15 protein-coding genes are annotated in these 14,026 nt (G+C 66.7%); 10 read left to right on the top strand and 5 right to left on the bottom strand.

The genetic code is table 11. The annotated features are described in order from the left end of the window. Positions 1-34 precede the first annotated feature (34 nt). Positions 35-577 (top strand): gamma-glutamylcyclotransferase family protein, encoded by a 543-nt coding sequence (locus T8K17_RS00860; RefSeq protein ID WP_322332643.1) that lies wholly within the window; start codon positions 35-37, stop codon positions 575-577. Positions 578-609: 32 nt separating this feature from the next. After that, positions 610-1,134 carry an ureidoglycolate lyase gene (locus T8K17_RS00855; protein WP_322332642.1) on the top strand — a complete coding sequence of 175 codons (525 nt, stop codon included), beginning with the start codon at positions 610-612 and terminating at the stop codon, positions 1,132-1,134. Here T8K17_RS00855 and T8K17_RS00850 read toward each other — a convergent pair. Further along, on the bottom strand, positions 1,131-1,295 hold the full coding sequence (locus T8K17_RS00850; protein ID WP_322332641.1) for a hypothetical protein: 165 nt from the start codon (positions 1,293-1,295) through the stop codon (positions 1,131-1,133). The genes T8K17_RS00855 and T8K17_RS00850 overlap by 4 nt on opposite strands. Before the next feature lie 81 nt (positions 1,296-1,376). On the opposite strand from T8K17_RS00850, the gene T8K17_RS00845 reads away from it, so the two are divergent. Further along, positions 1,377-1,922, top strand: a complete 546-nt coding sequence (locus tag T8K17_RS00845; RefSeq protein WP_322332640.1) for a DUF2975 domain-containing protein — start codon at positions 1,377-1,379, stop codon at positions 1,920-1,922. An 18-nt stretch (positions 1,923-1,940) separates the two neighbouring features. Continuing rightward, a complete protein-coding gene (locus T8K17_RS00840) occupies positions 1,941-2,156 on the top strand; it encodes a helix-turn-helix transcriptional regulator (RefSeq protein WP_322332639.1) in 216 nt (71 codons plus the stop codon). A gap of 2 nt (positions 2,157-2,158) precedes the next feature. Here T8K17_RS00840 and T8K17_RS00835 read toward each other — a convergent pair whose 3' ends face one another. The 3 genes from T8K17_RS00835 to T8K17_RS00825 form a co-directional block, all read right to left on the bottom strand. After that, on the bottom strand, positions 2,159-2,602 hold the full coding sequence (locus T8K17_RS00835) for a YaiI/YqxD family protein (protein ID WP_322332638.1): 444 nt from the start codon (positions 2,600-2,602) through the stop codon (positions 2,159-2,161). Then, positions 2,599-2,883, bottom strand: coding sequence for a hypothetical protein (locus tag T8K17_RS00830; RefSeq protein WP_322332637.1), 285 nt, complete (start codon positions 2,881-2,883; stop codon positions 2,599-2,601). Before T8K17_RS00830 ends, T8K17_RS00835 begins: the two co-directional genes overlap by 4 nt. Before the next feature lie 138 nt (positions 2,884-3,021). Beyond that, the gene (locus T8K17_RS00825) at positions 3,022-4,239 is read right to left on the bottom strand and encodes an ATP-binding protein (protein ID WP_322332636.1); all 1,218 of its coding nucleotides are present in this window, start codon (positions 4,237-4,239) and stop codon (positions 3,022-3,024) included. Positions 4,240-4,531: 292 nt separating this feature from the next. Here T8K17_RS00825 and T8K17_RS00820 point away from each other — a divergent pair, with 292 nt between their 5' ends. From T8K17_RS00820 to T8K17_RS00795, 6 genes are all read left to right on the top strand, one after another. Next, complete coding sequence (locus tag T8K17_RS00820; RefSeq protein ID WP_322332635.1) at positions 4,532-6,706, top strand: malate synthase G; 2,175 nt, start codon at positions 4,532-4,534, stop codon at positions 6,704-6,706. Between the two features lie 159 nt (positions 6,707-6,865). After that, the gene (locus tag T8K17_RS00815) at positions 6,866-7,852 is read left to right on the top strand and encodes an SPFH domain-containing protein (protein WP_322332634.1); all 987 of its coding nucleotides are present in this window, start codon (positions 6,866-6,868) and stop codon (positions 7,850-7,852) included. A 10-nt stretch (positions 7,853-7,862) separates the two neighbouring features. Continuing rightward, positions 7,863-8,372 carry an NfeD family protein gene (locus T8K17_RS00810; RefSeq protein WP_322332633.1) on the top strand — a complete coding sequence of 170 codons (510 nt, stop codon included), beginning with the start codon at positions 7,863-7,865 and terminating at the stop codon, positions 8,370-8,372. Positions 8,373-8,556: 184 nt separating this feature from the next. Continuing rightward, positions 8,557-9,498 (top strand): ABC transporter permease, encoded by a 942-nt coding sequence (locus T8K17_RS00805; RefSeq protein ID WP_322332632.1) that lies wholly within the window; start codon positions 8,557-8,559, stop codon positions 9,496-9,498. Next, positions 9,495-10,418, top strand: coding sequence for an ABC transporter permease (locus T8K17_RS00800; protein ID WP_322332631.1), 924 nt, complete (start codon positions 9,495-9,497; stop codon positions 10,416-10,418). The genes T8K17_RS00805 and T8K17_RS00800 overlap by 4 nt, the downstream gene beginning before the upstream one ends. Before the next feature lie 79 nt (positions 10,419-10,497). Next, positions 10,498-12,087, top strand: coding sequence for an ABC transporter substrate-binding protein (locus tag T8K17_RS00795; RefSeq protein ID WP_322332630.1), 1,590 nt, complete (start codon positions 10,498-10,500; stop codon positions 12,085-12,087). A 64-nt stretch (positions 12,088-12,151) separates the two neighbouring features. Here T8K17_RS00795 and T8K17_RS00790 read toward each other — a convergent pair whose 3' ends face one another. Beyond that, entirely contained in the window at positions 12,152-14,017 is a 1,866-nt protein-coding gene (locus tag T8K17_RS00790) for a tetratricopeptide repeat protein (RefSeq protein ID WP_322332629.1), read from the bottom strand. Between the last annotated feature and the right edge of the window lie 9 nt (positions 14,018-14,026).

Raw genomic sequence — 14,026 nt, 5'->3', positions numbered from 1 at the left:
GCCCGGATGAGGTGCCGGCGGGACGGAACGGGCGATGTCGACACGGTATTTCTTTTTCGGAACCCTGATGGATCGCGACGTGCTGGAACTGGTTCTGGCGCGCCCGGTGTCCGACGACCGGTTTGAGCCGGCGACGCTGGACGGCTACCGCCGCGTGCGGGTCTGGAAGGACACTTTCCCGATGCTGGTCGCCGATCCGGACGGCGCGGTGGAGGGGATCGTCTACGAGACCCGAAATGCCGAGGAAGACGCCCGCATCCTGTTCTTCGAGGATTTCGACTACGGCCTGCTGCCGTGCCGGCCGCGCACCGCCGAGGGTGCGGTCGACGCCCTGTTCTGCGGGATCGACACCAGCGTCGAGCCGTCGAATGAGGTCTGGACCCTCGATGCCTGGGCGCAGCGCCACAAGCCGGGCTTCCTGAAACTGTCCGAGCTCTACATGAACTGCTTCGGCCGCATGACGACCGAGGAGGCGGAGCCGGTCTGGGAGAAGGGGCGCCGCGAGCTGGTGGCACAGGGGCTGATTCAGCTCCCCTCGGAACGAATCCCGGATGACCGCAAGAGGGACGCCGGATAGGCTCGCGCGGTTCGCATCCGCCGAGGTTTCCGATGACCGTTCTCACGCCGATCCCGCTGACCGCAGACGCCTTCGCTCCCTACGGCCATGTCCTGACCCGGCCGACCGGACCGGGCCGCGTGGACTATTCCGCCTTCAGCCAGAACCTGCGCGGATCGGCGGCCGAGGTCTGCTTCCGCACCAGCATGACCATGCCGAGCCCGCTGCCGCTGGTGACCCGGACGATGGAGCGCCATGAATTCTCCAGCCAGTCCTTCCTGCCGGTGGATGTGGCGCGCTATCTGGTGCTGGTGGCGCCCCACGGGGCGGACGGACGGCCGGATCCCGAGCAGCTCACCCTGTTTCTGGCCAAGGGCGACCAGGGCATCAGCTACAACGCCAATGTCTGGCACCACCCGATGACGGTGCTCGACCGGCCGGCGATCTTCGCCACGGTGATGTTCCTGGACGGCGGCGACAAGGACGAGGAATTCGTCGACCTGCCCCACGATGTGACCATGACGCTGGGCCGCGGCCGCATGCCCCGGGTCTCGCTCAAGCCCGAGCCGCTGTATTAGCGCCACCGCCTGTTTTCATCGACCGTCCCGCAGTTCCGGGCCGCCTCGCAGCCGCTCCGGGCGATCTCGCTCGCCCAGCGCACGGGATCGATGCCGGCGTCTCTCAAGGTGCATCCGCCGAGACCGGTCATGACGACCACAAGCGCGATCGCGAGCCGCATGGCTGACTCCAAAAATCATCGTTAGACATTAATTTTTTATCCTAATAGGATGATTGAGTCGAGGATATTCGGAGGCGATCCATGAGTGAGGTCCAGTCTATCGAGCGCCGCCGGGCGCGGTTGCGGCGGCTGGCGGGCGCCATGCGCTGGGTCAGCCTGGGGCTGGCCGCGCTGGGGCCGGTGGCGCTGATCGGGGTGTGGAGCCGGTTCGAGGTGTTCGCCCCCTCGGTGATGCCCGGCCTGCCGGTGGAGGCGTTCTCGACCCTCGATCGGGTCGGCGGCTTCGCGATCTCGATGCTGCCGGCGGCGATTGGGATCTGGGGCTTTCTCAATCTGGCGCGGCTGTTCGGCCGGTTCGCGGCCGGCGACCTGTTCGACGCGGAGAATGCCGTGCGTCTACGACGCTTCGCGACCTCGCTGCTCGCGGTCGTGCCGGCGAAGGTCGTGGCCCATGCGCTGCTGTCGGTCTGGCTGACCCGGGCGATGCCGCCGGGCAGCCGCCAGCTTCAGATCTCGGTCTCCAGCGACGACATCGTGCTGCTCGCCATCGGCCTGCTGATGGTGGCGCTGGCCACGGTGCTGCGCGAGGCGGCCGAGATCGCCGACGAGAACCGCCAGTTCGTCTAGCAGAGAGCGCGCCGCCCCGTGCCCATCACCGTCACCCTGGATGTCATGCTCGCCCGCCGGAAGATGCGCGGCAAGGAGCTGGCCGAGCGCATCGGCATGACCGAGCAGAACCTGTCGCTGCTGCGCTCCGGCAAGGTGAAGGGGGTGCGGTTCGAGACGCTCGCCCGGATCTGCGCCGAGCTCGACTGCCAGCCGGCCGATCTGCTGAGCTACGCGCCGGACGACGAAGTCTGATCTCAGTCCCGCAGGGCGCGGTCCAGGGCTTCCAGGAACCGCGAGCGGTCCTGTTTGGTGAAGGCCGGGCCGCCGCCCTTGGACTCGCCCATCGCCCGCAGGTCGCTCATCAGCTCGCGCATGCTCAGCGCCATGCCGATATTGGCGGCGGTGAAGGGTTTGCCCTTGTGGTCGATCACCCGGCACCCGGCTTCCAGGCAGCGGGCGGCCAGCGGGATGTCGCCGGTGACCACCACGTCCTGGGCCGCGACCTTTTCCACGATCCAGTCGTCGGCGGCGTCCAGGTCCTGGCTGACCACGATGTTGTGCACCTTCGGACGGTCGGTGACCCGGAAGCCCCGGTTGCTGACCAGATAGACCTCGCAGCCGAGCCGGTCGGATACCGCCAGCACCTCGTCGCGCACGGGGCAGGCATCGGCATCCACGAAGATTCGGGCAGCGGTCACGGCTTCTTCACCTCGGCTTGCTTGGCGGCATAGTGGGCCTGCAGCGCCTGGCGCTTGTAGCGCTCCGGTGCTGCGAACCGGGCGGCGATGCCGGGGTTGCAGACCCGCTTGATCGTTACCTTGAGTTCCAGGTCCAGGGTGCCGATACGGTCGTGATAGTCGCGCACGACGATGCGCACGGTGGCCTTCTGTCCGGCGATCAGGCTGCCGGCGTAGGGGCCGGCCAGAAACCCCTCTTCGGACCAGTTGATCAGCGGCACGTCCCGGCCGTCGATGCGCACGAAACTGTCGCCGCGCGGCCGCAGGCGCGGCTGTCGGCGGCGTTCGACTTCTGGTGTTTTCGGTCGTGAGATAAACGGAAATCGCATCGGGTTTGGGTATCACATCGAACGGGCGGCGTGTACATGCCCCGCGCTCGGCTAATAGACCAGCCGGGATGTCTCGGGGACCATTTCCGGCAGGGTCAGATGCACGGTGGTGCCTTCTCCCGGCGTGCTGCGCAGGACGATGCTGCCGCCCAGCGCGTCCACCAGTTTCTTGACCAGGGTCAGCCCCAGCCCGGTACCGCCAATGCTGGGCAGGTCGCGCTCGTGGCCGCGGAAGAACGGCTCGAAGACGTTGTCGATCTTGTCCTTGGGAATGCCGACGCCGTGGTCGCTTACGGCGATCTGAACGCCGCGGTCGTCGAGCTGGGCGCTGATCTCCACGGTGCCGCCGCGCCTGGAATACTTGATGGCGTTGCTGAGGAGGTTGGTGAGCACCGTGCGCACCGCCCGCTCGTCGGTGCAGACCCGATTGACGGAGCCGACCTCCGTGCGCAGCCGCACACCCATCGATTTGGCCATGGAGGACAGCATCTGGCAGACCTCGACGATGGTGGAGTCCAGGGCGACCGGCTCCGGGGTGAAGGACGGGCCGTGCCGCACCAGGCGTTCCAGGTCGAGAATGTCGTTGATCTGCTCCAGAAGCTGAGTGGACGCCAGGTGGACGTTTTTCAGATAGCCCTGCTGGACCTCGTTGATCGGCCCGGCGATCTGCATGGACAACAGGTCGGTGAAGCCGATGACGGCGTTCAGCGGGGTGCGAAGCTCGTGGCTCATGCGCGCCAGGAACTCGGTCTTCACCCGTTCGGCCTCTTGCGCGTTCGCCGCGGCGAGCTCCAGGCGTTCATTGGCGGTGCGCAACTCCCTCGTCCGCGCGTCCACCCGCAGCTCCAATTCGGCATTCGCCCGGGCGAGCTTCTCGTTGGCCTCGCGCAGGGCGGCATGGGTCGGGGCCGCCAGGATCACGTTGAGCAGCCGCCAGACCAGGATGCTGGTCGCGACCGACACCACGGCCGTCATGACCTTGGCGACGGCTTCAACGCTGTAGAGCGGGTACCACAGCGTCACCAGCCCGAAGATGTGGGTGATGGCGCACAGGATGATGAAGCTGGCGAAGAAGTAGAAGATGCCGCCGGGGTTCAGATCCGGACGGCGCCGGGCGATGATCGCCAGGGCGGCCGGGATCGACAGATAGGCGCCGGCGATCGCGATGTCGGCCAGCAGGTGGCTCCAGATCAGGACCGGATCCCAGAGCAGGCAATAGCCATGCGGCGTCATGTCGTCGAAGAGGCTGAGCGGCTGCAAAAATGTCATGCCTGGCGTCACCTATCGCTGAAAGGGCCAGCCCCTTCCCACCGTGAAAGACGGTATCCGTATAGGTTTAACCGCGGGTTAAGATACAATTTTTTAGTTACGGAGGAACGACATCCGCCTCGGGTCGCCGGAGCGGGATTTCGGTTCCAGGGCAATCGGACTGCGCCCGGTCGTCGGACACCGGCTCAGCGTCTGCGCTCCGGCGAAAATACGTTTGCCTTGATCCCCGCGAACCCGTCTTGTTTATAGCGTCGGGTAATTAGACAAATTCAAAAACTCAGGGAGTAGGCGAATGACGGAGCGGGTTGAGGTCGGCGGATTGCAGGTGGCGAAGGAGCTGTACGACTTCGCCGTCAACGAGGCCCTGCCGGGGACCGGAGTGGACGCCGCCGCATTCTGGGACGGGCTTGGCGCCATCGTTCACGATCTCGCTCCGCGCAACGCCGCCCTGCTGGCCAAGCGCGAGAAGATCCAGGAGGAGATCGACGCCTGGCACAAGGCGCATCCCGGTCCGATCGGCGATCTGGAGGGCTATAAGGCGTTCCTCAAGGAGATCGGCTACCTGGTCGAGGAAGGGCCGGACTTCAAGGTCGACACCGCCAACGTCGACCCGGAGATTTCCTCCATCGCCGGTCCGCAGCTCGTCGTACCGGTGATGAACGCGCGCTACGCCCTGAACGCCGCCAATGCGCGCTGGGGCAGCCTGTACGACGCGCTGTACGGCACCGACGCGATCTCCGAGGAGGGCGGTGCCGAGAAGGCGGGCGGCTACAACCCGGCGCGCGGCGAGAAGGTCATCGCCTGGGCCCGGAAGTTCCTCGACGGGTCCGCCCCGCTCGCCTCCGGCAGCCACGCTGACGCTACCGGCTACGCGGTCGAGGGCGGCAAGCTCGTGGTCTCCACCGCTTCCGGTTCCACCGGCCTGAAGGACGCCGCCCAGTTCGTCGGCTACAAGGGCGAGGCTTCCGCCCCCACCGGCATCCTGCTGGTGCGCAACGGCATGCATGCCGAGATCGTCATCGACGCCTCGCATCCGATCGGCAAGACCGACGCTGCCCATGTGGCCGATGTTGTCCTGGAATCCGCCGTCAGCACCATCATGGACTGCGAGGATTCCGTCGCCGCCGTGGATGCGCCGGACAAGGTGCTCGCCTACCGCAACTGGCTCGGCCTGATGAAGGGCGACCTGGTCGAGAGCTTCGAGAAGGGCGGCAAGACGGTCGAACGCAAGCTGAACCCGGACCGGATCTACACCGCGCCGGACGGCTCGACCCTGTCCCTGCACGGCCGCTCGCTGATGCTGGTGCGCAACGTCGGTCACCTGATGAGCAACCCGGCGGTGCTGGACCGCGACGGCAACGAGGTGCCTGAAGGCATCCTCGACGCGATGTTCACCAGCGCCATCGCCCTGCACGACATCAAGGGCGACCACAGCCTGCACAACACCCGGGCCGGCTCGGTCTATATCGTGAAGCCGAAGATGCACGGCCCCGAGGAGGTTGCCTTCTCCAACGAGCTGTTCGGCCGGGTCGAGCAGGTGCTGGGCATGACGCCGAACACCCTGAAGATGGGCATCATGGACGAGGAGCGGCGGACCACCGTCAACCTCAAGGAGTGCATCCGCGCGGCCAAGAGCCGGGTCGCCTTCATCAATACCGGCTTCCTCGACCGCACCGGCGACGAGATGCACACCTCCATGGAAGCGGGTCCGATGATCCGCAAGGGCGACATGAAGGCCGCTCCGTGGATCGCCGCCTACGAGAACTGGAACGTCGATATCGGGCTGGAATGCGGCCTGACCGGCAAGGCGCAGATCGGCAAGGGCATGTGGGCCATGCCGGACCTGATGGCGGCCATGCTGGAGCAGAAAATCGGCCACCCGAAGGCCGGCGCCAACACCGCCTGGGTGCCGTCGCCGACGGCGGCGACCCTGCACGCGACCCACTACCACACGGTCGACGTGAAGGCGCGCCAGGACGAGCTGCGGTCGCGGGGCCGGGCCAAGCTGGACGACATCCTGACGGTCCCGGTGGCGGCCCGTCCGAACTGGTCGCCCGAGGACATCCAGGCCGAGCTCGACAACAACGCCCAGGGCATCCTCGGCTACGTGGTCCGCTGGGTCGATCAGGGTGTGGGCTGCTCCAAGGTGCCGGACATCAACAATGTCGGCCTGATGGAGGACCGCGCCACCCTGCGGATCTCCAGCCAGCACATCGCCAACTGGCTGCACCACGGCGTGTGCGGCGAGGAGCAGGTGATGGAGACCATGAAGCGCATGGCCAAGGTGGTCGACGGCCAGAACGCCGGCGACCCGGCCTACCGCCCCATGGCCGCCGATTTCGACGGCAGCGTGGCGTTCCAGGCGGCCTGCGACCTGGTATTCAAGGGCCGCGAGCAGCCGAGCGGCTACACCGAGCCCGTCCTGCACCGGCGCCGGATCGAGGCGAAGGCCAAGTTCGGCGGGTGATCGCCTAACTGTCTGCGATCAGAGACCGATTTCGATTGTAGAACGCTCATGCGAGGCCCATCTGTAAACGGTGGGCCTCGTTTTTATTGGCGGCCATCACCGGCGCCGGGGGATACTGCTCCCGGCGGTCGCGCCAAGGCCTGAGCAAACGAGGTTTCCATGGATCCCGTACTGGATTTCATCTCCGGCGGACAGATCGCCCTGATCGTCCTGGCGATCGTGTTGATTTTCCTCGTCGTCAAAGGCGTGCGCATCGTGCCCCAGGGCGAGCAGTGGACCGTGGAGCGGTTCGGGCGTTACGTGACCACGCTGGAGCCCGGACTGGGGCTGATCAACCCGCTGTTCAGCCGGGTCGGCAAGAAGGTCAATATGATGGAGAACGTCCTCGATATTCCCGAGCAGGACGTCATCACCCAGGACAACGCCTCCTGCCGGGTCGATGCCATCGTCTTCTATCAGGTGATCGACGCCCGCCGCGCGGCCTACGAGGTGCGCGACCTCGAAGGGGCGGTGATCAACCTGGCGCTGACCAATATCCGCTCGGTGCTCGGCAGCACCGACCTGGATGCGGCGCTGTCGTCGCGCGACGAGATGAACAGCCGCATCCTGAAGGTCATGGACGAGGCGACCGATCCCTGGGGGACGAAGATCACCCGGGTGGAGATCAAGGACATCAGCCCGCCGACCGATCTGCTCGAAGCCATGGCCAGCCAGATGAAGGCGGAGCGCGAGAAGCGGGCGCAGATCCTGGAGGCCGAGGGCTACCGCGCGGCCGCGATCCAGCGGGCCGAAGGCGACAAGCAATCGGAGATCCTGAAGGCGGAAGGCGAGCTGGTGGCCGCCCAGCGCCAGGCCGAGGCGCGCGAGCGGCTGGCCCAGGCGGAAGCCGAGGCGACCCGTCTGGTAGCGGAGGCGATCGGCTCGACCGGCACCAACGCGGTGAATTATTTCGTCGCCCAGAAATACGTCGAGGCCCTGTCCGAGTTCGCCAGGTCGCCGAACCAGAAGACGATCTTCATGCCGATGGAGGTGTCGTCGGTGATCGGCTCGATCGGCGGCATCAAGGAACTGCTCAACAGCGTGTCGGGCGACGACCTGCCGCCATCCCCGCCGTCTATTCCGCGTCCGCCGCGCCCTTGGAGCTGAGGAGGGGCCGATGGACCATCTGCTCGTCATTCGACCGGAAGCCTGGCACTGGGTCACGCTGGGATTCGTTCTCATGGCGCTGGAGATCGTCCTGCCGGAAACCCTGTTCCTGTGGTTCGGGATCGCCGGCGTGGCGACCGGCGCCACCCTCTTCCTCGTCGACATGCCGACGGCCTACCAGATCGGGCTGTACGGCGCGTTCGCCTTGCTCTCCTACGTGCCGGTGCGGATCTATGTCCGCCGCTGGCAGCAGGGCGACATGGCGGCGGCCAGGGGGCTCAACCAGCGCGCCCAGTCTCTGGTCGGCCAGCGGGTCGGCGTGACCGAGCCGGTGGTGAACGGATTCGGCGCGGCGCGGGTCGGCGATTCGCGCTGGCGCATCGCCTGCGCGGAAGACTTGGAAGTCGGGGCCTCGGCGGAGGTCCTGTCGGTTGTGGGGACGACCTTGCAGGTCCGCCGGGTCACCGCGCCGGCGGCCGTTCCCGAGGGGTCGGAGCCAGCCGCCCCAATTTCTGGCTGAAAAAGCGGCAGGCTGCCGAAATTTGCCCGTTCTGTGAGCGTTCTCGCCACCGGAAATCCGCCAATACGGGAATGTGCCCAAATAGAAATCAAGGGCTAGCGCGGATCGGTTTCGCCATGCCACCTTTGGCACGGTCGTTGTAAGGCGACTGATCCCATTATCCTTCGTGAGGAGCGCCCTCACGGTGCTGCATCATATTGCCCACCGTCTGCTGATCTCGATTCCCGTCCTGATCGGCGTCCTGTTCATTGGATTCCTGCTCATGCAGGTGGTCCCAACCGACCCCGCGACCGTGCTCGCGGGACCGACCGCGAGTGCTGCGGATGTCGAGGCGATTCGCCAGGCCATGGGCCTGAACGAACCGGTTCTCGTGCAGTTCGCCATGTATCTCGGCCGCGTGCTGCAGGGCGATCTCGGTCGCTCCATGATCTCCAATTCGCAGGTCATCACCGAGCTCGGCAACACCGTCGGCCCGACCATCGAGCTGATGGTCGCCAGCCTGATCTGGGCGGTGCCGCTCGGCATCATGTTCGGCACCCTGGCCGCCGTGCGCCGGGGCAAGGTCTCCGACCGCATCATCATGGCCGCGTCGGTCGCCGGCGTGTCGATGCCGATCTTCTGGTTCGGCCTGATGCTGATCCAGTATGTCGGCTTCAAATGGCAGCTCCTGCCGTTCCAGGGCCGCGGCGGTCCGCTGTGGACGCTTGAGGGGCTCCGCCACATCGCCCTGCCGGCGATCACGTTGGGCGGCGTGTTCATCGGTCCGGTGGCCCGTATGACCCGCACGTCGCTGCTCGAGGTGCTGGGCAGCGACTTCGTGCGCACCGCCCGCGCCAAGGGTGTGAGCGAGTACACGGTCGTCATGACCCACGCGCTGCGGAACTCGTTGATCCCGGTCATCACCCTGATCGGCCTGCAGATCGGCTTCCTGCTCGGCGGTGCGGTGGTGACGGAGTCCATGTTCGCGTGGCCCGGCGTCGGCCGGCTCGCGGTCGGCGCCATTGTCTCGGCCGACTACGCCCTCAGCCAGGGCGCCATCCTGGTGCTCGCGCTGTCCTTCATTCTGGTGAATATGATCGTCGATGTGTTGTACGCGGTGCTGGATCCGCGCGTGAGGGCGGGATGACCGAGATGCAGCTCGAAACCGGCCCGGCGGCGAATCCGGCCGCCACGGAGCCGGATGCCGCCACGGCCATGGCCCGGTCGTCCGTCCTGCGCAAGCTGACCCGCGACAAGGGGGCGATGCTCTCGGCGATCGTCCTGGCGATCATCGTGTTCTGTGCGATCTTCGCGCCGGTTCTGTCGCCGCACGATCCCTACGACAACAACCTGCGCATCATGCTGAAGCCGCCGGCGTGGTCCGACGGCGCGCTGCCCGAGCATCTGCTCGGTACCGACGGTCAGGGCCGCGACATCCTCACCCGACTGCTGTACGGCACCCGCACCACCCTGATCATGGGCGTGCTGGCGGTGTTCTGCGGCGGCATGATCGGCGCCGCCCTCGGCCTGGTGGCCGCGTATTTCCGGCGCCTGGAAGGCCCGATCATGCGGCTGGTCGACATTCTGCTGTCGTTTCCGTCGATCCTGTTCGGTCTGGCCATCGCCGCGGTGCTCGGGGCCGGCATCTTCGCCATCACCGTTGCGCTAACCGTCGCCGCCATACCGACCATCGCCCGCATCACCCGCGGTGCGGCGCTGGTGCAGATGCAGATGGAGTACATCACCGCCTGCCGGGCCATCGGCATGAGCGACCTGCGCATCATCTGGCGCCACCTGCTGCCGAACTGCCTGTCGACGATCTTCGTCTATCTGACGTTGCAGCTCGGTCAGACCATCCTGCTCGGTGCCGCGCTCAGCTTCATCGGTCTCGGCGCGCAGCCGCCGACCGCCGAGCTCGGCACCATGGCGGCGGAGGGACGGAACTTCCTGTTCTTCGCGCCGCATGTCTCGACGATCCCCAGCTTCGTGATCTTTCTGATCGTGCTCGCCTTCAACGTTCTGGGCGATGCATTGCGGGACGTCCTCGATCCACGCCTGCGTCAGTAGTCCCAAAGGGGGTTGGGATGACGCCGGACATTGAGCGGGGCGCGGCAATGCGCCCCGGAACACCCCAGGAGGCTAACTAATGGGACACGCATCCAAGTGGCTCGCGGCCGGAGCCATCGCGCTCGCCGCCGCCGTGCCGCTGTCGACCAGCGCGTCGGCTCAGTCGTCCGTGACGGTCATGCGTCAGATCGACACCGACCGTTACGACCCGCATACCTCGACCGCCCGCTCGACGGCGGAGATCATGTTCATGGTCGGCGACACGCTCGTCGCTCTCGGCCCGGACATGAAGACCATCCACCCGCTGCTGGCGAAGTCGTGGGAGGTCTCTGCCGACGGTAAGCTCTACACCTTCCACCTGCGCGACGACGTGACCTTCTGCTCCGGCAAGAAGTTCACCGCCGCCGACGTGAAGGCGACCATCGATCGCTGGCTGAACCTCGACAAGGGCGTGGTCAAGAACCGCGCCGGCGACGTGAAGGAAGTCCGCGCGGTCGACGACTACACGGTCGAGTACGAGCTGGAGCAGCCGTATTCCGAGCTGCTGTACCAGATGACCCAGCACTTCCACACGATCATCAACGTCGATCAGGTCACTGAGCTCGGCGACGACTTCGGCGTGAAGGGCTTCGACGGCACCGGTCCGTACTGCTTCGGGAGCTGGGAGCCGCGCAACGAACTCGTGATGACCAAGCACGAGGCCTACAAGTGGGGCCCGGACTTCTATGCCAACCAGGGTCCGGCCAAGATCGACAAGGTCGTCTGGCGCATCGTGCCGGAAGAGAACAACGTGGTCGCCGGCATCCAGACCGGCCAGGGCGACGTGACGCAGTATCTGCCGTACTGGGCGATCGATCAGCTCCAGGCAAACCCGCAGATCTCGGTCACCCAGCCGCCGTTCTACTTCTGGACCTACTACATGGGTTTCAAGATCACCCGCGACAACGTCAGCGACGTGAAGGTGCGTGAGGCGATTAACCTGGCGGTCGACCAGAAGGCGCTGGCCGAGGGTCCGTTCTTCGGCAAGGCCGAGCCGGCCTATGCCTATGTCCATCCGGGCACCCTGGACTATTCCGCCGACGCGATCGATACGAGCCTGTTCGGCTACGACCCCGAGAAGGCGGCCAAGCTGCTGGACGAGGCGGGCTGGACGATGGGCGACGATGGCTTCCGCTACAAAGATGGCAAGAAGCTCGAGCTGGTTGCCTACAGCTTCACCAACATCTGGCGTCAGGTCACCGAGGCCGTGCAGGGCGACCTGCGCAAGGTCGGTGTGGACCTGAAGGTCGAGCTGTTCGACGCCACCGTCGTCTGGGGCAAGCTGAAGACCCAGGACTTCGACATGTTCACGATGAGCTATCCGTACGTTTCGGCTGGCGACGCGCTGAACCTGTACTTCCCGTCGGCCAACATGCCGAGCCCGAACCGCATGAACTGGGACGACAAGGAAACCGACCAGTGGCTGTTCGAGGCCCGCGGCGCGCTGAACGACGCGGACCGTGCCGCCGCCTACGCCAAGGTGGAGAAGAAGGTCCACGATGCGGTGGTCTGGGTTCCGATCGTGCACGAGCCGATGTTCGTCGCCGCCGGCCCGAAGGTGAAGCCGGTGGACGCCCATGGCATCTACGGCGCCGGCCTGTACAAGGGCCTGAGCCTCGAGCTGAAATAACCGTTTCGGTCATCATCTGACGGAAAGGGCCGGTCCAGCGATCGGCCCTTTTCTTTTGTTCCTATCAGAGCCCGAGGATAGCGTCGATCAGGGCGTCGGCGCCGTCCATTCGGTCGAAGGCCAGCGGGGCTTTGGCGGCAATGTCCGCGCGCAGATGGGCCGCGTAGTCGCGGTCGGCGACCATGCGCTCCACGATCGCCGAATAGCCCTCGGCGCTGGTCGCCACCGTCTCCGCCGCGCCGATCTCCCGCAACAGGCCGGCGGTCTGCCGGCCCCTGTAGAAGCCGCCTTCCAGGGTGACCACCGGCGCGACGGCGGACAGAGCGGCGAAAGTGCTGTCTCCGCCCGAGAAATGCCAGCTGTCCAGCACCGCGTCGGCATGGTGGATCCAGCCGAGATAGGCCCGTGTCGACATAAACGGCAGGAACCGGACCCGTCCCTCCACATCGATGCCGCCGGCCCGCAGCCGGGCGACGAACCGCTCGGTGATCGGCCGACGGCCGGCGGGCAGGCCGATGAAATACAGCAGGGCGGTCGGGATCCGCTCGAGGATCTCGCGGAAGCAGGCATCCATGTCCGGGTGGATCTTGAACACCGCCTGGGCGCAGATCAGCGTCGGCCGCGACCAGTCGCGGTCGGGCCGCTCGATCGATGCCGGGTCGGAGACCGACGCGGAATAGTCCAGCGGCCAGAACGCGGCGGGGATGGTGGGCTCGCTGTAATGCTGCTCGTAGCCGGCCGGCTCGAACCGCGGGCACACCACATAGCCGTCCAGCCGGCGGGTGCCGGTGGTGTCCGGGTGGCCCGACAGCGCGATCTGGCGCGGGGCGAGGCCGGTGCAGGCGAGCGCGCCGGACAGCGGCTCCATCCCGATATCGGCGAAGACCAGCACGTCGAGGTTCAGGGCACGGATCTGGCGCACGGCCTGGGGGTAGTCGCGCACCACCGGCACCACGGAGCAGCCCAGGCTCTCCAGATGCGCGCGTCCCGGCTCCGGGATCGCGGTGGTCGGTAGGGCAATCACGTCCAACCCGTCCCGCCGCGCCATCGCCCGCATCAGGCCGCGCGTGTAGCGCAGGACCGTATGCGCGTTGAAGAACGTCGAGAAAACCCCGACCCGCAGTCTTCCGCCGGATCGCGGCGTCTCCGGACGGTCCTCCTGGAACGCCGGCGTCGCCGCGTGCAGGACGGCGTTGAAGCGTTCCGCCAGGGGCCGGTCGTCGAGACCGTGATAGGCGAGATAGAACGGCGTCCGTCCGATCTGAAGGGTGGGATCGTCCAGCCGCAGCCCGCTTTCCGCGACCCGCTCCAGGCTGTCGGCGAAGCGCCGGCGGGACTGCTCGATCTGCTCGCGGCTCATCGGCACCGGCGGGAACATCAGACCCGACTTCAGGTCGGCCAGCGGATTGTAGGTGCCGGTCAGGCGAACCGATCGGTCGGCCAGCGGCCAGGCCGCCTCCACATCGCCCAGACGGCTCAGGATCGCGGCATGGGCCATCGCCGAGGCCGGGGTTTCCGCCAGGCACCGCGCAAACCGGGCGCAGCGCTCCGCCCCCGTCAGATCGCCCGCGAGCTCCCGCCGGCCGCCGAGCCAGGTCCAGGAGGCCGTGCTCGCCGGATCGCAGAGGGCCGTCATCCGGAACGCCCGCTCGGCCTCCTCTGCGCGTCCCAGGGTCAGGTGGATTTCGGCCAGGCCCTGACGGTAGCTCGCCGTGTCTGGGGCGAGGCGGACCGCCTCGGCCACATGGGGCAGGGCGCGCTCCGGTTGCCGGGCCGTGAGCAGGGCCATGCCGGACAGGAACTGGGCGGGCGCGTGCGCCGGGTCGATCGCCAGGAGCTGCCCGTACAGCCGGGTCGCCGTCGCCATGTCGCCCTGGCGGTGGGCCCTCAGGGCGGTGTTGAACAGGGCGTCTATCCGAAGATCGGCCATGGGCCTCCG

Origin of the sequence: Thalassobaculum sp. OXR-137, assembly GCF_034377285.1 — a bacterium.
Classification (GTDB): domain Bacteria; phylum Pseudomonadota; class Alphaproteobacteria; order Thalassobaculales; family Thalassobaculaceae; genus Thalassobaculum.
The sequence above is the reverse complement of the archived record's forward strand: the minus strand, read 5'-3'. Positions and strand labels throughout refer to the sequence as shown.